20 protein-coding genes are annotated in these 19,943 nt (G+C 64.7%); 9 read left to right on the top strand and 11 right to left on the bottom strand.

Translation table 11 applies throughout. The annotated features are described in order from the left end of the window. Positions 1–53: 53 nt before the first annotated feature. Positions 54–1,415: a 3-phosphoshikimate 1-carboxyvinyltransferase gene (gene aroA, locus GUI70_RS12705; protein WP_161882680.1), complete on the top strand. Its 1,362-nt coding sequence runs from the start codon at positions 54–56 to the stop codon at positions 1,413–1,415. On the opposite strand, the gene glmM is transcribed toward aroA, so the two are convergent. From glmM to GUI70_RS12690, 3 genes are all read right to left on the bottom strand, one after another. Continuing rightward, positions 1,412–2,752 carry a phosphoglucosamine mutase gene (gene glmM, locus GUI70_RS12700; RefSeq protein ID WP_161882679.1) on the bottom strand — a complete coding sequence of 447 codons (1,341 nt, stop codon included), beginning with the start codon at positions 2,750–2,752 and terminating at the stop codon, positions 1,412–1,414. The genes aroA and glmM overlap by 4 nt on opposite strands. A gap of 108 nt (positions 2,753–2,860) precedes the next feature. After that, entirely contained in the window at positions 2,861–6,313 is a 3,453-nt protein-coding gene (locus GUI70_RS12695; protein WP_161882678.1) for a hypothetical protein, read from the bottom strand. Between the two features lie 399 nt (positions 6,314–6,712). Beyond that, positions 6,713–7,996 (bottom strand): replication-associated recombination protein A, encoded by a 1,284-nt coding sequence (locus GUI70_RS12690; RefSeq protein WP_161882677.1) that lies wholly within the window; start codon positions 7,994–7,996, stop codon positions 6,713–6,715. A 44-nt stretch (positions 7,997–8,040) separates the two neighbouring features. Between GUI70_RS12690 and GUI70_RS12685 the strand changes: the two genes are divergently transcribed. The 7 genes from GUI70_RS12685 (at position 8,041) to GUI70_RS12655 (ending at position 14,354) form a co-directional block, all read left to right on the top strand. After that, positions 8,041–9,243 carry a DUF885 domain-containing protein gene (locus GUI70_RS12685; RefSeq protein ID WP_161882676.1) on the top strand — a complete coding sequence of 401 codons (1,203 nt, stop codon included), beginning with the start codon at positions 8,041–8,043 and terminating at the stop codon, positions 9,241–9,243. Positions 9,244–9,302: 59 nt separating this feature from the next. Beyond that, entirely contained in the window at positions 9,303–10,166 is an 864-nt protein-coding gene (locus GUI70_RS12680; protein WP_161882675.1) for a 1,4-dihydroxy-6-naphtoate synthase, read from the top strand. Positions 10,167–10,285: 119 nt separating this feature from the next. Further along, positions 10,286–11,551: a PQQ-dependent sugar dehydrogenase gene (locus tag GUI70_RS12675; protein WP_161882674.1), complete on the top strand. Its 1,266-nt coding sequence runs from the start codon at positions 10,286–10,288 to the stop codon at positions 11,549–11,551. 11 nt (positions 11,552–11,562) lie between these two features. Next, positions 11,563–12,957: a superoxide dismutase family protein gene (locus GUI70_RS12670; protein ID WP_161882673.1), complete on the top strand. Its 1,395-nt coding sequence runs from the start codon at positions 11,563–11,565 to the stop codon at positions 12,955–12,957. A gap of 141 nt (positions 12,958–13,098) precedes the next feature. Beyond that, a complete protein-coding gene (rbfA, locus tag GUI70_RS12665; RefSeq protein ID WP_161882672.1) occupies positions 13,099–13,383 on the top strand; it encodes a 30S ribosome-binding factor RbfA in 285 nt (94 codons plus the stop codon). Positions 13,384–13,387: 4 nt separating this feature from the next. Then, positions 13,388–13,786, top strand: a complete 399-nt coding sequence (locus GUI70_RS12660; RefSeq protein ID WP_161882671.1) for an acyl-CoA thioesterase — start codon at positions 13,388–13,390, stop codon at positions 13,784–13,786. A gap of 70 nt (positions 13,787–13,856) precedes the next feature. Then, positions 13,857–14,354, top strand: a complete 498-nt coding sequence (locus tag GUI70_RS12655) for an endonuclease dU (protein WP_237724882.1) — start codon at positions 13,857–13,859, stop codon at positions 14,352–14,354. Positions 14,355–14,362: 8 nt separating this feature from the next. Here the strand turns inward: GUI70_RS12655 and GUI70_RS12650 are convergent, their stop codons facing one another. From GUI70_RS12650 to rpmH, 8 genes are all read right to left on the bottom strand, one after another. Next, positions 14,363–14,773 (bottom strand): hypothetical protein, encoded by a 411-nt coding sequence (locus tag GUI70_RS12650; protein ID WP_161882670.1) that lies wholly within the window; start codon positions 14,771–14,773, stop codon positions 14,363–14,365. Positions 14,774–14,827: 54 nt separating this feature from the next. Continuing rightward, entirely contained in the window at positions 14,828–14,986 is a 159-nt protein-coding gene (locus GUI70_RS12645; RefSeq protein ID WP_161882669.1) for a hypothetical protein, read from the bottom strand. A gap of 56 nt (positions 14,987–15,042) precedes the next feature. Beyond that, on the bottom strand, positions 15,043–15,444 hold the full coding sequence (locus GUI70_RS12640; RefSeq protein ID WP_161882668.1) for a GNAT family N-acetyltransferase: 402 nt from the start codon (positions 15,442–15,444) through the stop codon (positions 15,043–15,045). A gap of 3 nt (positions 15,445–15,447) precedes the next feature. Beyond that, positions 15,448–16,149, bottom strand: coding sequence for a S4 domain-containing protein (locus GUI70_RS12635; RefSeq protein WP_161882667.1), 702 nt, complete (start codon positions 16,147–16,149; stop codon positions 15,448–15,450). Positions 16,150–16,286: 137 nt separating this feature from the next. Beyond that, positions 16,287–18,092, bottom strand: coding sequence for a membrane protein insertase YidC (yidC, locus tag GUI70_RS12630; RefSeq protein WP_161882666.1), 1,806 nt, complete (start codon positions 18,090–18,092; stop codon positions 16,287–16,289). Between the two features lie 55 nt (positions 18,093–18,147). Then, complete coding sequence (gene yidD, locus GUI70_RS12625; protein WP_161882665.1) at positions 18,148–18,429, bottom strand: membrane protein insertion efficiency factor YidD; 282 nt, start codon at positions 18,427–18,429, stop codon at positions 18,148–18,150. Further along, complete coding sequence (rnpA, locus tag GUI70_RS12620) at positions 18,426–18,812, bottom strand: ribonuclease P protein component (protein WP_161882726.1); 387 nt, start codon at positions 18,810–18,812, stop codon at positions 18,426–18,428. The genes yidD and rnpA overlap by 4 nt, the downstream gene beginning before the upstream one ends. A 90-nt stretch (positions 18,813–18,902) precedes the next feature. After that, a complete protein-coding gene (gene rpmH / locus GUI70_RS12615) occupies positions 18,903–19,049 on the bottom strand; it encodes a 50S ribosomal protein L34 (protein WP_161882664.1) in 147 nt (48 codons plus the stop codon). A 260-nt stretch (positions 19,050–19,309) separates the two neighbouring features. Here rpmH and GUI70_RS24350 point away from each other — a divergent pair, with 260 nt between their 5' ends. Then, positions 19,310–19,705, top strand: a complete 396-nt coding sequence (locus tag GUI70_RS24350) for an LEM-3-like GIY-YIG domain-containing protein (RefSeq protein WP_237724880.1) — start codon at positions 19,310–19,312, stop codon at positions 19,703–19,705. Positions 19,706–19,943 lie beyond the last annotated feature (238 nt).

Genomic DNA, 19,943 nt, shown 5'->3' with positions numbered 1-19,943 from the left:
CGTATCTGCTCAACCCCGGCGGCTGGGCACGCTGTGGGCGCTACCCTGTTTCCATGACCGCCCTGCATCCTCCCCACGCCCACGCCGACGGCTTGCCCGACACTTTCGACGTGCGGGTTCACCCGGCCCGCGAGCTGCGCGGCACACTGCGTGCCCAGCCCAGCAAGAACTACACCACCCGCTTTCTACTGGCGGCGGCCCTCACCGAGTCCAGCAGCAACGGCCCGGTGCGCGTCGTGGGCGTGGCCCGGAGCGAGGACGCCGCCGCCATGCTGCGCTGCCTCAAGGACTGGGGCGCGGGCGTCGAACTCGTCGGTGAGGACGCCGTCATTCGCGGCTTCGGAGCGGCTCCTGCATCGGGCGTGACCCTCAACCCCGGCAATGCGGGGGCGGTGGCGCGTTTCCTGATGGGCGTCTCGGGCCTGACCACCGGCACCACCTTCGTCACCGATTATCCCGATTCGCTCGGCAAGCGGCCCCAGGGCGATCTGCTCGAAGCCCTCGAACGGCTGGGCGCGCAGGTGAGCAGCGACGGCGGCAGGTTGCCGATTGCCATCAGCGGCCCGGTGCGCGGCGGCATGGTCGAAGTCTCGGCTGAGAAGTCCAGCCAGTACACCTCGGCGCTGCTGTTCCTCGCACCGCTGCTGCCCGAAGGCTTGGAGTTGCGCCTGACCGGCGATATCAAGAGCCACGCCCCGCTGCGCCAGACGCTGGACACCCTGGCGGCCTTCGGCATCCGGGCCAGTTCGAGTGACGACCTGTCGCGCATCCGCGTTCCCGGTGGACAGCCGTACCGCGCCGAGCGGGTCATGGTGCCGGGCGACTACCCCGGCTCGGCGGCAATTCTGGCGGCGGCGGCGATTCTGCCGGGCGAGGTGCGGCTCGGCAACCTGCGCGAAAACGACCTTCAGGGCGAGCGCGAGGCCGTCGCGGTGCTGCGCGAGATGGGCGCGGACATTGAGCGCACAGGCGACAGCCTAACGGTGCGCGGCGGGGAGCCGCTGAGAGCCGTGACCCGCGATGGCGACGGCTTTACCGACGCGGTGCAGGCCCTGTGCGCCGCTGCCGCCTGTGCCCAGGGCACGACCACCTGGGAAAACGTGTTCACCCTGCGTCTCAAGGAATGTGACCGTATCTCGGATACCCGCCGCGAGCTGGAAAAGCTCGGCCTGAGTGTCAGCGAAACCGAGAGCAGCCTGAGCATCACCGGCACGTCGTCACTGGCAGGCGACGTGGTAGTCAGCGGCCACGGCGACCACCGCATGATCATGCTGCTGACCTTGCTGGGCCTGCGCGCCGAGCGGTCCATCACCATCACCGGCGCGCACCACATCCGCAAGAGTTACCCGCTGTTTTTCCGGCATCTGGAAACCCTGGGAGCCGAGTTCGAGTACTTAAAGACTGACGCCCGCTAGACGCCAGAGCCCTCGATCACGGCCACCAGTTGCCGCGCCAGGTCGTGAATCTCGGCGGCGTCCTGGCCCTCCACCATCACGCGTACCAGGCTCTCGGTACCGCTGGCCCGCACATTGACCCGGCCCCGGCCCGAGAGCTGCACTTCCGCCGCCCGCAGCGCCTCCTGCACCTGGGGGTCACTGCTGACGGCCTGCTTGTCCTTGACGGACACGCTGATCAGCGTCTGCGGAAACATCACCAGCTCGTCGTGCAGGGTATCCAGCGTGGTCCCAAGCTGTCTCATGGCCTTGAGGGTCATCAAAGCGCTCAGCACCCCGTCCCCGGTCGGCGACACGTCCAAAAACAGTATGTGGCCGCTCTGCTCGCCGCCCAGAGTCAGCCCCTTGGCCTGCATCCGCTCGTGGACGTAGCGGTCGCCGACGGCAGTGCGCTCCAGGGACACCCCGCTTTCCTTGAGCATCACTTCCAAAGCCATGTTGCTCATGATGGTGGTCACGACGCTGCGCTCCTTGCGGGCGCGGGCGGCCAGCAGCAGCATGTGGTCGCCGTGAATCTCATTGCCGCGCGAGTCCACGAACAGGCAGCGGTCGGCATCGCCGTCGAAGGCCACGCCCAGATCGAAACTATCGCCACACACCAACTGCTTGAGGTGGCCCAGGTGGGTGCTACCGCAATTGCGGTTGATGTTGCGCCCGTCGGGGTTGGTATACACCGCGAACACGTCCGCACCTGCCGCCTGGAAGATGCGCGGCGCGACCCGGTAGGCCGCTCCATTGGCGCAGTCCATAGCGATTCTGAGGCCCGACAGGTCTGGCGCGTGCGAGCGCAGAAAGCTGGCATACAGGCGCTCGGCCTCGGTATAATTGGTGACGCTGCCCATGTCCACGCCCGTCACGGGCGCGAGGTCGGCCACGCCGCTAAGCATGGCCTCCATCTCGGCTTCCAGGATGTCGCTGAGCTTCTCGCCGGTGGCTCCAAAAAACTTGATGCCGTTGTCCTGGTAGGGGTTGTGCGAGGCGCTGATCACCACGCCCGCGTCGGCCTGCAGTTCGCGGGTCAGGTAACTCACGCCGGGAGTCGGCAGCACGCCCAGGTGGGTCACGTTGACGCCCCGGCTGGTCAGCCCAGCAGCCAGCGCCGCTTCGAGCATGTCGCCGCTCTGACGGGTGTCCTTGCCGATCACGACGCTGGGGCGCAGGTGACGCCCCCGCAGCACCTCGCCCGCCGCCGCACCGAGCTGCATCACCCATAAAGGGGTCAGGGGATGTTCGCCCGCCACGGCGCGAATGCCGTCGGTGCCGAAGAATTGGCGCTGAGGAGTGGGAAGGCTGGTCATGGCTGCATGATAGCGGACACCCACCACCCTCGCCCCACACGCTGCACAGCCCAGACAACAAAAAAGGTCCCCAATGAAGGGGACCTTTTAAGTGGAACTGGGCTGGGGTTAGCGGCCCGTCTTCTCTCCGTAGAAGTTGTACGAACCAGCGGTATCGGTGACGATGCCAGTGATCTCGTCGTAGAAGGCGTTGAGGGGTACCTTGCTATCAGCAATCAGGTAGCCGTATGTGCTGCTGTCGTATCCGCGCGTCCAGTACAGGTTGTTGAGCAGGTCGCTGTCAACTCTGTAGAACTGGTTGGCGGTGCTGAGGTCGCCAAGCTTGAACCAGGGCGCAGCCTGCCGTGCCGAAGGCGCAGTACCGCCGTCGTTCAGGGTCCGTGAATCGACACGGGCCTGGAACAGGTTGCTGTTGGTTACATTCGCACCGAGCTCCAGGTTGTTCTGGAAGGCCAGGCTGGGGTCGGCGACCTGGAACGTATTCAGGTTAGCCGTGGGACGAGTGTTGAGGTAAGTCAGCACTTTGGCCCAGTCGTTGCGGTTAAAGCCACCGTAGCCGGTGACCGCGTTGATCTTGTCAGCACCAGCACTGACTCCACCGGTCTGGGTTGAACCAAAGCCGTTCTGGGTTGCGGTTCCACTGACAGCCAGTGACAGCACAGCGTCCTCACTGGGCAGGGTCGCGCCAAAGAGCAGCGGCTTGCCAGCGTCAGTCAAGGTGGTGCCGTTGGCATTAACCGGATTGATGAAGCGCGAAGCCGTGGGCTGATGATTGGCGGCGCGGTCAAAACGGTAACCATCCGAGTTGCCCAGGGTCGGCAAGACGAAGGGAAGCGGGATGTTGGGGAGATTGGTCGTCTGGTTGGCAACGTTGGTGATGCGCGGCGTTACCTGCAACCCACGAGTCAAGACGCTAGCGTTACCGGCACGGTCAACCGCGATGGTATTGAGGTTCATTGCCAGCGGGGGGTAGGGCAAGACGTTGTAGGTCGCCACCGGATACAGCGCATTCCAGGTGGCATTGTTCGCCACGTTGGTCTGGCTGCCGTCACCAGCCGTCAGATCAAGATCCTTGTAGACACGCTTGATTTCAACCGGCGCGCCGACAAAGCCTTTGGCGCGGGTACGCGTCTGGGCAGCGTCAGCACCAGCGAAGTCGTTCCAGAACAGGATGCTGGTGTAGATGCCCGAGGTGGAGTCGCTGGCCAGGGTCTCGACGCTCTGAGGCGTGCCGCTCTCAACCACACCAGCCGAAGAGACACGGTTGAACGTGACGGTAGGATCGGTGTTATCGATAATCAGCGCCTGCGGAGCGCAGTAGGTAGGCAGGTTGCCCAGCGCGTCGGTGAACGAATTCAGGCCGACACTGTACGGACCGTCGCTGATCGGGTTGGTGTCGAAGGTGGTCGCACCCAAGACCACCGAGCCGACCACACCGTTGACGGGGTTGGCGATGTTGGTCACGTTCAGAGAGATTTGCTTACTACCAATGTTGGCCACGAATGGCGCACTGGGATCAAAGCCGATACCAAGATCGGAGATAGTAGCTCCGCCAAACTGCGCCACGTCGCTGATGAAGCGTGCAGGGTTGGTGGAGGGGAAGGGCAGCGGCGAAGCGTCGCGCACCGTCAGGCCGGACACATTGGGACCGACGTTGTCGAAGGTGACGACTTGGTACTCGGGGCTGGCCGCTTCGTTGCCGATCTGGTCGCGGGTCAGGGCATAGAGGCGGTACTTGCCGTCGGGCACGAAGCCAGCAGCCTTGGGAGACGTGACGGGCACGCCACCGGTGCAGACGGTGGTGGTGCTGCTGTCGAACAGGGTGCGGAAGTCACCCGACGCACCGACGGAGAGCTGAGGCGCGCTGGCGATGACGCCTTGGCCGGTCTTGAAGGCGTAGCGGATCGCTTTGGCAACGCGCACGCCGTCGCTGTCACGCAGGCCAGGGGTCAGGTCGACCAACGCTGAGGGCACCAGGAAGTAGCGGATGCTCTCAAAGCCTGAAGGGCGCAGCTGCGCGACGGTGCTGGTCTGCGGAGCGCGGCCAAACGGCTGGTCTTGCAGATCGCGGTTGGTCGTGAACACATCAACTGCGCCGCGCGCGAAGTTGTTGTTCTGAATACCACGGAAGTTGCGGATGACGTTCGAGTTGGCCTGCTTGGCACCCTCGAAGTCGGGGCGGGCAGGCTGCGGCGCGGTGTTGTCTGCCACGACGCGGCGGAAGTACAGCTGGGTGCTGTTGACGCGAACGACCAACCACTCCGGCACGGCCTGGAATTCGCCGAGCTTGGTGCTGTCGAAGGCGGTGGTGACAGTCCTGGCCGTACCAGCAGCGTTGGTATCCACATTGAGGACATCAGCTGCCTGAATATCGTCAGCGGTGGGCACGTCAGTGCCGGTGGTGCGGGCTAGGAGGACTTCCACCTTGGTGGTGCCAGCCGGAGCCGCGTAGTTGACATTCACAGTGCCCTTGACGTAGGTGTAAACGTCCGAAGTGGGCGCACCGCCCGTCGAGAGGCCCTGGCCGAGGTCACGCCAGCCGTTATTGGTGAAGACACGGGCGGTGATATCGGCGGCATCGTTCTTGCTGTCGTCAACCGTACCGTCCGCGCCCAAGACGATTTGCTGGGCCGGGTCGAACTGGATCGGGCCCGTGGTCGGGTTCGGGTTAGAGGCAGCAACGTTGACCACGACGCTGTCACTCACCGGAGCATTGGCATTGTTGCCGTCTTTACCCGAGACCGTGACGATGACAGGACCCGCAACGTCAGGAATGCTGATGGTGCAGAGGCCGCCGCTCGCGCCCACGCCAGGAGCGGGCACAGTCACACCGCCGACGGTGCAGACCACATCGGTCAGGTTGCCGGTGACGGCGAAGGTGACCTGGGTCTGCCCGAACGGCACGGTCGCGCCGTTGGCGGGGCTGCTGATCTTGATGGTGCTCAGGACTACAGGCGTTGTCGTACTCACGGCCGTGTAGGTCAGCTTGGCCGTGGCATTGCCGCCGGTCAGGTTGGCCGCCACACTACCGCTGGGGGCGGTGAAGCCAGTCACGTCGCCAGCGATGATGGTGTAAATATCTCTGGGCAGGGTGACCGTGTCGTTGTCGGCGACAAGAACGTTGTTGTAACCCGCCACCACAGCGCCCTTGGAATCCTTGATGGTCACGGGCGCTTTGCTCACGCCTTCCAGGTCAATGGTCAACACCGCGGTGGTCTGCCCAGGCGGTGTTACTACCACGGCATCTTTCGTGCTAGTAAAAGTTACCGTCTGGTTGGTGGTGGTCAGGTCGACCGACCTGCTGGTCGGCGAGAAGGTGTAACCGGCCACGGTCGGGGCAGTGACCGTGTAGGTACCCTTCTTGAGGTTGACCTTGCCGGTACCACCAGCAACGCTGACAGTGGCGGTGTCCGTACCCGTCACAGCAAAGTTACCTGAGGTCAGGTCGCCGGTCAGGTTGACCGTGAGATCGTAGGAACTTACGCCAGGCGTAGTTCCCTGTGAGCAGGACGCCAATGCGATGACGCCAGTGAGGGCCAAAAGGCCAAATTTCTTCTTCATGCTTTCCTCCCGTGGAAAAGGCGGTTTCTCATTGTTGCTCTGTTCATGCCGAGTGTGATTGTACACTGAGAGGCGTCCAAAAGCAGTTGCCGAGTTTCCTGCTTTCTTGTATCCCCCGCTGCACTCACCCACTCCACATCTCCGGCAAGAATGTGAATCCTGTAGGAGAGTATACGAAGGGGGATGAGCAGTGTCAACACAAAAAACTCGCCGCAGCACGGATTTCAGTACCGTATAGCTCATGAGAAGCAGCAAGAAATGGGATTTCTAAGAGGCGCGCGAGTGTCTCTCGCGTTAGAATCATCTTCCGGCTGTCCGAGAAGCTGAATATGATTTTCTCAACCTGAGCGTTGTCTGACCGATTTACCATAAACACCTAAAGAACAGTTCAAGTTTTTCTCATTCACTTTCCGGCTCGCCCCGATGTGCGGCTTGTAACTTGCGCCAGCGTTCTCTGACCTTTGTTTCCCAGCCTTCCCCATCCGGGCGGTAGAGGGTAAGGTCATGGCCTTCCGGCAAATAGGTCTGGGCGAAGCTGCCTTCGGGATCGTCGAAGTAGTAGGCGTAGCCCTGACCGTAACCCTGCGAGCGCATCAGGGCAGTGGGGGCATTTCTCAGGTGCAACGGCACCGGCAGGTGCTCCCCCTCACGCACGGCGTTGAGGGCCGCTTTCCAAGCAGTGTAGACACTATTGCTCTTGGGCGCGAGCGCAAGGTAGACCACCGCCTGTGCCAGCGCCAGGTCGCCCTCGGGACTGCCCAGAAACTCGGCGGTGTCGCGCGCGGCAATCGCCAGCCGCAGCGCCTGCGGATCGGCCAGTCCGATGTCCTCGGCGGCCATCCGCACGATCCGGCGGGCCACGTACAAGCTGTCGGCCCCGCCCTCCACCATGCGGGCCAGCCAGTAGAGCGCGGCGTCGGGATGGCTGCCGCGCACCGATTTGTGCAGAGCGGAAATCAGGTTGTAGAAATCCTCGCCGCCCTTGTCCATCTGCGGCAGGTGGCGGCCAAATGCCTCGGTGACGGCTTCGGGCGTGATGGGGTCAGCCAGCGTCGAGGCGACTTCCAGGGTACTCAGCGCCCGGCGGGCATCGCCGTCAGCCAAGCGGGCGAGCAGGTCGAGCGCTTCCGGCTGGGCTGCGACACCGGGCAAACCGCGCGGATCGCTCAGGGCGCGCTCCAGCAGGCCGCGCACATCCTCCTGACTGAGCGCTTCGAGCACCAATGTCCTGGCGCGTGAACGGAGCGCCGGGTTGACCTCGAAGCTGGGATTCTCAGTGGTCGCGCCGATCAGGGTCAGCAGGCCCGACTCCACGTGCGGCAGCAGGGCGTCTTGCTGGGCTTTGTTGAAGCGGTGGATCTCGTCGAGAAAGAGGATGGTCCGCATGCCGCGTCCCTTGAGGCGTTCGGCCTCGGCAGTGGCCTCACGCACATCCTTGACACCCGCTGAGACCGCCGAGAGGGGGATGAAGTGTGCGCTGACCTCGCGGGCCATCAAGCGGGCCAGGGTGGTCTTACCTACCCCCGGCGGCCCCCACAGAATGAACGACCCCAGCCGTCCGGAGGCCAGGGTGCGGGTCAGCGGTTTGCCGGGGCCGAGCAGGTGGTGCTGGCCCACCACTTCCGCCAGGCTGCGGGGGCGCAGGCGCTCGGCCAGCGGAGCGGGCGGATCGAAAAGGGTCACGCCCGGCAGGATACGGGAGGCGGACCGGGGCTATCCTGCCGAACATGACTAAGCCTGCTTCCGCTGCCCTCGCCCCGGTTCCTGACGACCTCGCCCGCCGCTACATCCGTCTGGCGCACGCGCTCGACGCCCACTCGCCCGGCTTCATCGACGGCTACGGCGGCCCCGACGATCTGGCCGACCGCACGCTGCGCCCGACCACCGACCTGGCGAGCGAGGCCGGGGCGCTGCACCATGATGTGCAGGCCGAGCCCGACCCCAGCCGCCGCGCCTTTCTAGTCGCACAGACACGGGCGATGCATACCCTGGCACGGATGCTGGCCGGAGAGCGGCTGCCGTACGCCGACGAGGTGCGCGGTCTCTACGACATCGACCCGGTGCGGGCCGACCTGAGCGAACTCGACACGGCCCTCAAGGAACTCGACGCCGCCCTGCCGGGCAAGGGCAGCCTGGAGGAGCGCGAGGAAGCGGTGCGCTCACGGGTGACGGTGTCGCCGGGCGAGCTGCTGCGGGTGGCCGAACCCATCTTGAGTGAGCTGCGGCGGCGCACGGCCCAGCAGTTCGGGTTGCCGGACGGTGAGAATTTCAGCATCGGGCTGGTGAAGAATCAGCCCTGGAGCGGCTACAACTGGCCGCTGGGCAATTTGCAAAGCCGCATCGACATCAACACTGACCTGCCAGTGACGCTGACTGGCCTGCCCGATCTGCTGGCCCACGAAGGCTACCCCGGCCACCACACCGAGCACGCCGCCAAGGAGGCCCGGCTGGTGCGCGAGAAGGGCTGGTTCGAGCACGGCATTCAGCTCATCAACGCGCCGGAGTGCGTGGTCAGCGAGGGCATTGCCGTAAACGCGCTGGACGCCGTGATGACGCCGGACGAGGTGGCCGCGTGGCTGACCGGCGACCTGGCAAGCGTGGCGGGAATCGATCCCGACGCCGTGCGAGAAGCGTTGCGCCTGGCTCAGCTCAAGGAGAAGTTCAAGGGCGTCTCGGGCCACGCCGCGATGCTGCTTCACGCGGACGGCGCACCCGAGAAGGAAGTGCTGGACTTATTCCGGCACTACAACGCCGCCACGCCGCAGCGGGCGCAAAAGAGCCTGGAGTTCATCGCGCAGCCGACCTTCCGGGCCTACATCTTCACCTACAGCGTGGGCGGCACCCTGGTACGGGAAGCCGTGAAGCGCGGCACGGTGACGTTCGGGCAACTGCTGACCGAGCCGCTGACACCGGGAGCTTTGCGCAGCTGAACGAACCCACTCCCGCGCCCAGCCCATTTGCCCCACTCTGCCCGGCGTAGCCTGGAGGCATGACCAGCGCCGATCCAACGCCCGCACCCCTCGATCTCGGTTACTCGTTTTGTCCCAACGACACCTTCATCTTCTACGCCCTCTCGCACGGCAAGGTCGCCACCCCGGCCCCGGTGCGCGAGGTGCTCGAAGACGTGCAGACGCTCAACGACTGGGCCAGCGCGGGAAGATTGCCCATCACCAAGATCAGTTACCGGGCCTACTTCGAGGTCATGGACGAGTACGTGGCCCTCAGGAGCGGCGGCGCGCTGGGACGCGGCGTGGGGCCACTGGTGGTGGCGCGGGAAGAACTCGGCGACCTCAACGGCAAGACGGTGCTGTCGCCCGGCGCGCTGACCACCGCCGAGTTGCTGCTGAAAATCGTCTACCCGGAGGTGAAGGTGCTGCGGGTGCGCTACGACGAGGTCATGCCCGCCGTCGAGCGCGGCGAACTCGGCGGCGTTCCGGTGGACGCCGGGCTGATCATCCACGAATCGCGCTTTACCTACCCGCAGCACGGGCTGACCAAACTGCTCGATTTGGGGGCGTGGTGGGAAAAAGACACCGGGCTGCCGCTGCCGCTCGGTGCGATTCTGGTGCGCCGTGATCTGCCCGCCCAGATGCAGTGGGCACTGAATCAGGCGGTGCGGTCCAGCTTGGAATATGCGTATGCCCACCCGCAGGAACCCAAAGCCTACATCCGGCAACACGCCCTGGAAATGGCCGACGAGGTGATGCAGGCGCACATTGATCTGTATGTGAACGACTTCAGCCTTGATGTGGGTGCAGAAGGGGTGCGAGCCGTACAGGAACTGCACCGCCGGGCGGTGGCGGCAGGCGCGGCAAGGGCCAGCGACTTGCCGCTGTTTGTGAATCCAGCTTAATTTTCGACTCAGACAAGTGCCAGGATTACCTCAAGACGATTCCATCTGACCTTGAGTTTTTCCCAATAAGGTGAGGTTTCGTCAATTTTTACTCCTGCCCCTCCCGCATGCTGCTCAGCATGACTTCCCGACGCTGTTTGCTGGCCCTCGGTGCGGCGCTGACGCTGAGCATAGGCTTGGCCCAGACGCTGCCAGCCCAGACCACGCCCAAGACGCCCCCCACGCCCCAGCCGATCATCCCCCCAGAACCCGCCGCCACAGTCACCGCGACCCGTCTGGAGCCAGTGGCGCTGGAATTCACGCCCGACAAACTCAGCCGTCTCAAGGTGCCCGCCGGATTCCAGCTCAAGGTAATGGCGACAGGCCTGGGCAACGCCCGCAGCCTGCTGGTCATGCCGGACGGTGGCATCTACCTCAGCCGCATGAAGCAGGGCGACGTGTGGTACCTCAAGGACGTGAACGGCGACGGCCAGATCGAGAATGTGGAGCGTAAGCGGGTGGCCCAGAACATGAGTTCGGCGCACGGGATGTCGGTGCGCGGCGGCAAGCTGTACGTGGCCGCCGAGAAGACCATCTGGGTGATGGACATGGCCAAAGACGGCAGCCTGAGCGTGCCGCGTGTCTTCGCCGACGGCTTTCCCGACGCCGGGCAGCACGGCGCGCGCGGCATGCATTGGGGGCCAGACGGCTACCTCTACGCGGCCTTCGGCAGTACCAACAACGATTCGCGCACGCCCAACCCCGAGGAGGCAACCATGCTGCGCATCAGCCCCGACGGCAAGAGCCGCGAGATCTACTCCAGCGGCCTGCGCCACACCATCGGCTTCGGCTGGCATCCAGTGACGGGCGTGCTTTACGGCTTCGATCAGGGCAGCGACTGGCACGGCGACAACATCCCGCCGGAAGAGATGAATGTCATCGAGCGCGGCAAGAACTACGGCTGGCCATTTTGTTACGGCGACAAGAACCCTGATCCCTACGTGAACCTCAGCAGCATGCCCGGCAAGGTGACCAAGGCCGAGTACTGCGCCCAGACCCAGGGCAGCCTGCTCAACTACACCGCCCATGCGGCGGCCATCGACGCGGCGTTTTATACCGGCAATCAGTTTCCCGCCGATTACAAGAACAGCATGTTCGTGGCTTACCGGGGATCCTGGAACCGCAGCGAGCCGAGCGGCTACCAGATCGCCCACGTCACATTCAGTAACAATCAACCCACCACCATCACCCCTTTCATCTCTGGTTTCGTGTACCAAGAAGGCGACACCTGGAAGCAGTTCGGGCGGGTGGCAGGCGTGGCGCAGTACACCGACGGCTCGCTGCTGTTTACTGACGACCAGAGCGGCGTTCTTTACCGCGTGCTCTATACCGGAGGCCAGAAATGAGGAGCACAGCGATGAAGCGCGCCGCCCTGATCGGCCTGCTGGCGATCGGTCTCGCCTCGGCGGGTGGAGCTGGGATGACTATGCCGCCCGCGCCGCTCAGTGCCGCCGCCGCGCTGCGTGATTCGGCGGGGCAGGTTCTGGGGCAAGCCACCTTCAAGCAGATGGGGATGGGCGTGCAGGTGACGGTGACGGTGAGCGGGTTGACGCCAGGCCAGCACGGCATGCACATTCACGAGTACGGGCGCTGCACTCCTGGCATTGACCCCGCCGTGAACATGGTCGTGCCGTTTGGGGGCGCGGGCGGGCACTTTGACCCCGGCATGAGCCACAACCATGACAGCCCCACAGCGGACGACAAGTACGGTCACGGCGGCGATCTGCCGGTAATCACCGTGGGCGCGGACGGCAAAGGCTCGGCCAGCTTCATGACCCAGAAAGTGAGCCTGACCGGCATGACGGGGATACTGAACCGCTCCATCGTCATTCACGCCAAGCCCGACGATTACAACACCGACCCCTCTGGCATGAGCGGGGCGCGCGAGCGCTGCGGGATCATCACGCGTGACAATTTCGCTGCCCGCGATTACCCGCTGCCGGGCGCCCAGGATTTCCCCGAGGGCGTGGCCTACGACGCGGCGCGCGGCCTGATCTTTACCGGCAGCGCCGCCACCGGCGACATCTACGCTATCAATGCCCAGAGTGGAGAAACCAGCCTCTTTTCCAGGGGCGGCGCGCTGGGCCGGGCTTCAGCGCTGGGCCTCAAGGTGGACGCCCAGGGACGCCTGTGGGTGGCGGGCGGTGCGACCGGCGCGGTCAGTATTCTCTCCCTCGACGGTGCGCCCGTCGCCACCCTGATGACGCCGCCCAGCCCCGATCCGTACCTCAACGACCTGATTCCCACACCCGATGGCAGCGTCTACGTGACCGACTCGACTCGGCCCATGCTGTGGCGCGTCAGGGACATGAAGATCGAACCCTGGCTCGATTTGGGCCAGACACCGATCAAGTACGGCCCCGGCATCAACCTCAACGGCATCGTGGCGACCCCGGACGGGCGCTACCTGCTGACGGTGCAGCTCAATACCGGCGAGTTGTGGCGCATCGACACCCGCAGCAAGGCGGTAAAGAAGGTCATGGGCGGGCTGGTGCACGGTGACGGCCTGCTGCTCGACGGACGCACCCTGTATGTGGCCCGCAACGCCGACCAGGTGGTGAGCAAGGTGCAGCTCAGCGCCGACTACGCCAGCGGTCAGCTGACGCTCGAGGAACCAGCGCGGGGCCTGCGCTACCCCAGCACCCTGATTATGGTGGGTGGCGATCTGGTCAGCACCCAGAGCCAGCTCGACAAACTGACGGACGGCACGCCGGAAACGCCCTTCAAGCTGACGCGCTTCAAGAAGTTCTAGTCGCCGGGCAATGTATGGGCCGGGACGCCGCTGATGGCTGGCTTCCGGCCCTTTTCCGTGCGCCGCAATGGGCTAGCATGACGAAATGATTTTTGTTTCTTCTGTGTCTCCTGTTCTCTTCCCCGCTCGCCAGGACCGGCCGTGAAGCCGCAGCAGGTGGAATCCCAGCTGGTGCGGGTGCTGACTGACGCCATCGGCAGCCTCAGCGACCCACGCGTGCCGCTGATCGTGACGGTGGAGGCGGTCAGCCTGACGCCGGACTTCGTGCAGGCCCGCGTGTACGTGTCGTCGATGGGCGATATGGACGTGCTGCTTGACGCGCTGCACAACGCACGCGGCCACTTGCAGCGCCAGGTCGCCCAGGCGGTCAAGATGCGCCGCACACCGCTTCTGGAATTCTTCGCGGCGGACGACCGCAAGTGGTGAAGGTATGGCGGTAGAGCAGCTCACCCCCATCCGGGTGCGCTACGCCGAGACCGACGCGATGGCGGTGGCCCACCATGCCAACTACCCCATCTGGTTCGAAGTGGGGCGCAGCGAGCTAATGCGCGCGCTCGGCGTGCCCTACAGCGAGATTGAGGCGCGGGGCCTGTATTTTATGCTCTCCAGTCTGGAAGTGCACTACCGCGCCGCCGCCCGCTATGACGACCTGCTGACGCTGACCACCACAGTGGAAGCGGTGCAGTCGCGGGCCGTGACGTTCGCTTACACCCTGCGGCGCGGCGAGACGCTGGTGGCGACGGGCAAGACGCAGCACATCACGACCGACCGGCAGTACAGAATCGTCCGCATTCCGGACGATATCCTGCCGCACCTGCGCGGAGGCTAGCGCGCTTGCCCGCCTTCACCCACGCCATCGGCTTCGAGACCTGCCATTTGAGCGCGAGTGGCGCGGCGACGTGCGAATCATCGGGACCATCTATGCCCAGACCACCCTGCACGGCGTCGTGTCGGGCAAGGTGCGGCGCGACGGGCGCAACAGCACCACCGAGCTGACCCGGCTGGTCGACACGTCGCTGTTCCGGCCCCACCTGCACCTGATCTTGCTTCAGGGTGTGGCACTGGCGGGCTTCAATGTCGTGGACGCCCACAAGCTCAGCCGCGAAACGGACCTGCCGGTGATGGTCGTCGCCCGCCGCGAGCCGGACATGGAGCGGATCCGCGCCGCGCTGCTGGACAAGGTGCCAGGCGGACAGCGCAAGTGGCGCTTGATCGAGAAGCTGGGGCCGATGGAAGAGCTGCGCGGCGTGTGGGTGCAGCGCGTCAACCTGAGTCTCAAGGATGCGGGCGTGGCGCTGCACCACCTGACGCTGACCGGGAATATCCCCGAACCGCTGCGCTCGGCACACCTGATCGCGGGCGGTGTGGGCACGGGGCACAGTCGGGGCCGGGCGTGAGTGGACTTTTAAGCGCGCTCGTATAGCTCCAGACTGAGGCGTTTTCGCAAGACCTGCCAGAGCATCCAGCCGAACAGACCCCCATTGACGAGGCAGGCGGTCAAGCTGCCTTCCGGGCCATATAAGCCGCCCGTCCAGAGCGCCGCGCCCGATGTAGAGGAGTCCAACCAGCCGAAAATCTCCTGTCCGGCGACGATCAGACCAAAGACAGGACCGAGCAGCAGATTCCAGGCGAAGTGCCAGCCGACAGCGGCCCAGAAGCCCCTCACCAGAGAAAGGGTCACGGTGGGCACACCAACCACCACCACGATGGCGAGAAACAGCAGCGGGGTAACGTGTGGTCTGGCGTCATGGGCCGCGCCGAACAGCCCCACTATCAGCAAGACCGTTGCCCACAGTGGCAGCCAGCGCCGAAGCAACCAGAGAGGCAGGGTGAAGAAGAGACCGACCTCCGCCGGCGACAGGGCGAATTGCTACCCCAACTGACGCATGAAGTACGGAAAATGAGAAAGTGTCACACCTTCGGGCATGGCTTGAAGGCCGCGCCACCGAAACAAGCCTGCCAGTGCCAGCGCACCCAGGACAGCGCCCACCGACAGAGTGCCCAGCTCCAGCCCGAAGAAGAGGTTCATGGCGGCACTCGCCCAGCGTTTTCGGTCTCTGATCTCGGTGAAAAGCGCTGAAAAAATCACTCCCCAGACTGCCGGGCATAGTTGCGCCGAATGAGCCCTCCGGCCCGCTGCAACCCCAGGCGCTCGTAGAAGGGAGCCACCTCATCGTCACACATCACGTCTACCATGTAGAGGTGACTGAGTTCGGCCAGAAGCCGCCGGGTGATTTCGCTGCCGATGCCGCGCCCCTGGTATTCAGGCAAGACTTCCAGCAGCGGAATGTAAGCGCTCAGTACGCCGTCGCTGATGGCGTTGGCAAAGCCCACCACCCGTTCGCCGTCGTGGGCGAGGCTGACGCGGAAGCTCGACTGCAATAAGCGCAGCAAGGTTTCAGGACGCGGCGGGTTGGGCCAGCCGACGAAAAAGCCCGTCAATTGCTCGGGCGTGAGGGCGTGGGGATCAGCGCTGTACGCAATCACCGCTCACTTCTCGACATTCAGCTCCACCTTGTAATTCCCGCGCCGCGTCTCATTCACCACCCGCCGGAAGTCGATGCGGCCCAGCCCCTCGGCGGCGAGGCTGTCACCCTCCCGAATCTCGGCACTGGCACGGGCCACCTGTCCGTTGAGGCGCACCTTGCCGGTTTCCACACCCTGCTGGAAGTAGGCCCGGCTGACCCCGAAGCCTTTTGCACCCACCACGTCGATGCGCATGGACGGCACGACCACTTCCCGTACCTTCGCGCCGCGCCCGGCACTCTCCCCCACTTCCTCAATGTCCACCTCGCGCCCGCCCAACGCCGTCAGTTCGGCCAGCGTTTTGGCCGCCTTGCCGGTCGCAGCGACCAGAAACGAGCTGCGGTCCTCGCGCACGTCGCCCAGGGCGTCTTCGGGCAGTCCCGCGCGCCGCAACGCCACGCCGAAGTCCTGGGCATCCCAGCCGGGCGTCTGCGGGGTCACGCGGTACACCGTCACACCGCTGTCGACCGAGGGAATGTGCGCCGGATGCAAGGTCAGCACCACCCGCCGGGCATCGGGAAAGCCGCCCGCCATCACCGATTTGATCTCGTCGTTGTGCAGCATGCGGCGGTCGATCTCGTCGGCTTCGATAAAGGCGGTGCGAACCACGCGCCCGCCCGCCGCCTGGGCGATCAGGGTCTGGAGCTTGAAGGGTTTGGCAGTCATTGAAGCAGGATACGGGAAGTGGCAAGCCGGAACTGTTGGGTGGGAAATGGTCCGTGGAGAAAGATCAGGCCTTCCCACGACCGACTGAAAAAGCCCCGCCGGAATTTCCAGGCGGGGACTTTTCGGGACAGGGCAGCTCAGCTCTTTTTCTTTTCCTGCTGCTGGCGCTGCTGCTCGGCGGCCTGGCGGGCAGCCTGCTCCAGAACAGCACGGAAGCCGCTGGGCTTGGCCGGAGCGCTGCTGCTCGACGGCTTGCCGCTCTGCTCCACCGTGACGGTCTTGACGGGGGTTACCTTGACCGGAGCGCCCTTACCGAGATTGACGGTATTCGCGCCGCTGGTGGCCATCTTCTTCTCCGCTTTCTGGAGCCCCGTGGACATGTGTGCCTCGACCTGCTTGTTGATCAGGTACTGCTGGCCGGTGCCGATCAGGGTGCCGATGATCCAGTAGAGGGTCACGCCCGCCGGGAAGGTCAGGGCGAAGTAGGCGAAGAACAGGTACATCACGGCCTGCTGCTTGAACATCTGCGGGGCCTTGCGGGTCGAGACGTAGAGTTGCAGCAGGTTGGCGCAGACGTACAGAATGCCCAGAATCCAGAACGGATCGGGAATCGACAGGTCAGGCAGCCACCACAGGCCCTGGTCGAACTCGAAGTTGCGGATGGTGCCGTAGAGGACGAACAAAATCGGCAGCGGAATGAACATGCTCAGGCAGCCCACCGGGTTCACGTCGTACTCGCGGTAAAGCCGCATGGTTTCGGCCTGCACCTTGGCCGGGTCGTCCTTGTACTTTTCCTGCACTTCCTTCATCAGCGGCTGTACCATCTGCATCTTGGCGGTGGTGCGGCCCTGCGACTGCATCAGGGGCCAGATCAGCAGCCGCAGCGTGACCGTGAGCACCAGGATGGTCAGGCCCCAGTTGCCGAAGAAGCTGTAGAGCCAGACCATGAACTTGGCGATGTAGAGGCTGATGTAGCCGAAGACATTGGGGCTGAAGACACCCGGCAGCTCAGTGTAGCCGCCCTGATACAAATGGACGAGTTCGTTCTTGCCGCCGTAGATGTCGAGGGCCAGCGGCCCCGCCGCGTTGACGGTCAGCCGGGCGTCGGTGCCGCCAGCGGTGGTCACGTTCAGCGGTCCCTGAACTGGCGTGCCGCCCTGACCGCCCTGCTGCGGGCGGATGAGGAGCGCCGCCGCCGTCTGCGAGTTGTGCAGCAGACCCGCGATGGACGTTTGCAGTGCGGCGTAGCTGGCATTCGGTACGGTGCCCGCCGTGGTGGTGGGAGTTGCCGTACCCGCAGCCAGCGCCTTGACCTCGGGATTGGCCGTGGTGCCCAAACCGGGGAAATTGAGGGTATACGCGCCCGCCCCCGCGCCGGTCACGTTCACGTCAGCCTGAATGCTGAACTGCCGGGGGTGCAGCACCACGGTCTTGGTGACGGTGGTTCCGCCCTGGGTGTAGACGAAGGTGGCGCTCAGGCGGTTTTGCTTGAGGTCGGTATCGGTCTTGGGAGCCTGCGCCACCGGCTTGGCCGTGTTGCCCGCCAGCCCGACTTCCAGCGCCTTGCGCCCGCTGATCAGCAGCGGCTTGTTGTCGCTGCCGTTGCGCCCGCCCACCAGATTGATCGACAGCCCGCCTTTGAGCTGATCGAGGTTGTAGCTGCCGTCGTTGTTGGTCTTGATGAGCTGCGAGCCGGGGTTGACCTTCACGAACCAGCCGACGATCTCGCCCTCGGGGTTGAACACCACGTCGGCCAAGTTGGTCTGGGCAATCAGATCCTTGGTGCCGTTGCCGTCGATGTCGGCCTGGATCCAGCCGGACTGCAAGACGTGACCGAACGATCCCGGCTGCCCGACCCCACAGCCGGTCAGGACCAGGACCAGCGCCGTCAGCGCGGTGCCGTAGAGCCAGTTGCGAGCGCCGGAGCGCGGGGGCGTTGTCATAGTCTCACTCTCTCATTTGGTGGAAGCGGATGGGTCTGGATTGGCTGAGTTCGGCTCAGTCGGCGGACGGGTCGTGGGCGCGGGCTGGCGTCGGTGGCCCCCTGCGGGGAAACACCTCCGGCACCAGATCGACGCCGCCGGAGTTGAACGGCTGGCAGCGGGCGATGCGCCACAGGGCCAACCACCCGCCCTTGACTGCGCCGTGACGCTCGATAGCCTCGGCAGCATACTGACTACAGGTGGGTGTAAAGCGGCAGGTGGGCGCGGCCTTGAGCGGCGAGAGGTGGCGCTGGTACCCGCGCACCGCCCGCACCATCACTCTGGCGGGGGCGCTCACGAAGCGGGTCCGGCGGGCTTCTGGGCGGGCTTCTGGGCGGGCTTCTTCTTTGGGTTCTTGAAGTCGCCCGCCAGCGCTTCGCCGAGCGCCGCCTGAAGCTCCCCGAACGGCACGCTCAGCGCCGCCACATTAGGATGAATGGTGGCCCGGCAGGGCGGCAGCGTCGGCAAGGTCCGCAACGCCTCGCGGACACGGCGGCGCACCCGGTTGCGCTTGACCGCCAGCTTGAGGGTTTTTTTGGGCACCACAATGCCAATGATGGCGCGCGGCTGCCAGGTTTCACCGTAGCGGGGACGATAATCGGTGACCCGCAGGGTAAACAGCGCGTGGCGGATGACCTGCCCGTGCTGGCGCACCTTGCGGAACTCACGCTCGCCACGCAACGAAACCAGCGCCACTGCTGGGCGCGGGGCCGGGGCAGTGGCGCTGGAAGGGGGCATCAGTGAATCACCTCAGCGGCGAAGACTCGCGGCTTACTTCTCGTCGGCGACGGTCAGCTGCTGACGGCCCTTGGCCCGGCGGCGGGCCAGCACGGCGCGGCCAGCGGTGGTCTTCATGCGGGCGCGAAAGCCGTGGGTCTTGGCGCGTTTGCGGTTGTTGGGTTGGTAGGTACGCTTCATGAAACTTCTCCTTTCTCACGGCGCGGCCCGCCGCTTGGAGCAGGGGCCAGCCAGACATGGCAACTCGCCCAGTTTTCGGGCAAACTCGGAGAGTGTAGCACAGCGGCGTGCAGGGGTGCCAGCGCTACTGTGCCTGGGCAACCTGCTCTCCACTCCGGCTGAGGGTCACGGAAGCGAACTCTGCGGGAACGTCAGAGGGTCATCAATCGAAAGGCCGCCGTTCAGTTCTCTGTTTTCCCTTTCGTCCTACCGTGGCCGCTATGGCTCCCTTCCTCCCTCCCGAAGTCGCCACTCAGCTCGGCTTTTACGTCTACCTCAATCCTCGCACGGGTGCCGTCTTCTACGTTGGCGAGGGTCAGGGCGAGCGGGTGCTGGTGCACCTCAGCGAAGCGGGCGAGTCACGCAACGTTCAGGTGCGGCGCGAGTTGCGTGACCTGAATCTCGCGCCGCAGATCGACATTCTGGCCCACCACCTGCTAGACAAGGAAACGACCCTACGAATCGAGGCCGCCGTGATCGATCTGCTGGGCCTCGGCCTCCTGACCAATGCAGTACACGGCTGGAAAAGCGCCGGGCTAGGTCGGATGCCCCTGAGCGAGTTGAGCGCTTACTACGCCGCCGATCCGGTGCTGTTGATCCGGATCAATCAGCAGTAACGACATCAGCTGAGTGCCCTGGAACTCTACGAGGCGATGCGCGGCGGCTGGAAGGTGGCCGCCGTCAGGTCCAGCACCGTCCGGTTCGCTCTCGCCGTGTTCGAGAGCGTGGTGCGCTCAGCCGAGGACATGAATGCGCCGGGGCGGCTGGAATTTTCCGGCCACGTCGCGCCGGTGAAATTCGCCGCCGCTCTCGGGGACACTCGGTGCGGACCTACCTGAGCCGGAATGTCCAGAA

Origin of the sequence: Deinococcus alpinitundrae (assembly GCF_009982895.1) — a bacterium.
GTDB classification, from domain to species: domain Bacteria; phylum Deinococcota; class Deinococci; order Deinococcales; family Deinococcaceae; genus Deinococcus; species Deinococcus alpinitundrae.
This window is presented reverse-complemented; position numbering and strand designations above follow the sequence as displayed.

Bases quoted from the DNA above. Each gene is read 5' to 3' on its own strand.
- aroA (WP_161882680.1), top strand. From the start codon at position 54: ATGACCGCCCTGCATCCTCCCCACGCCCACGCCGACGGCTTGCCCGAC.
- GUI70_RS12660 (WP_161882671.1), top strand. From the start codon at position 13,388: ATGGCGGTAGAGCAGCTCACCCCCATCCGGGTGCGCTACGCCGAGACC.
- GUI70_RS12675 (WP_161882674.1), top strand. From the start codon at position 10,286: ATGACTTCCCGACGCTGTTTGCTGGCCCTCGGTGCGGCGCTGACGCTG.
- GUI70_RS12685 (WP_161882676.1), top strand. From the start codon at position 8,041: ATGACTAAGCCTGCTTCCGCTGCCCTCGCCCCGGTTCCTGACGACCTC.
- GUI70_RS24350 (WP_237724880.1), top strand. From the start codon at position 19,310: ATGGCTCCCTTCCTCCCTCCCGAAGTCGCCACTCAGCTCGGCTTTTAC.
- rpmH (WP_161882664.1), bottom strand. From the start codon at position 19,049: ATGAAGCGTACCTACCAACCCAACAACCGCAAACGCGCCAAGACCCAC.
- glmM (WP_161882679.1), bottom strand. From the start codon at position 2,752: ATGACCAGCCTTCCCACTCCTCAGCGCCAATTCTTCGGCACCGACGGC.
- yidC (WP_161882666.1), bottom strand. From the start codon at position 18,092: ATGACAACGCCCCCGCGCTCCGGCGCTCGCAACTGGCTCTACGGCACC.
- GUI70_RS12670 (WP_161882673.1), top strand. From the start codon at position 11,563: ATGAAGCGCGCCGCCCTGATCGGCCTGCTGGCGATCGGTCTCGCCTCG.
- GUI70_RS12635 (WP_161882667.1), bottom strand. From the start codon at position 16,149: ATGACTGCCAAACCCTTCAAGCTCCAGACCCTGATCGCCCAGGCGGCG.
- GUI70_RS12680 (WP_161882675.1), top strand. From the start codon at position 9,303: ATGACCAGCGCCGATCCAACGCCCGCACCCCTCGATCTCGGTTACTCG.
- GUI70_RS12645 (WP_161882669.1), bottom strand. From the start codon at position 14,986: ATGAACCTCTTCTTCGGGCTGGAGCTGGGCACTCTGTCGGTGGGCGCT.
- GUI70_RS12695 (WP_161882678.1), bottom strand. From the start codon at position 6,313: ATGAAGAAGAAATTTGGCCTTTTGGCCCTCACTGGCGTCATCGCATTG.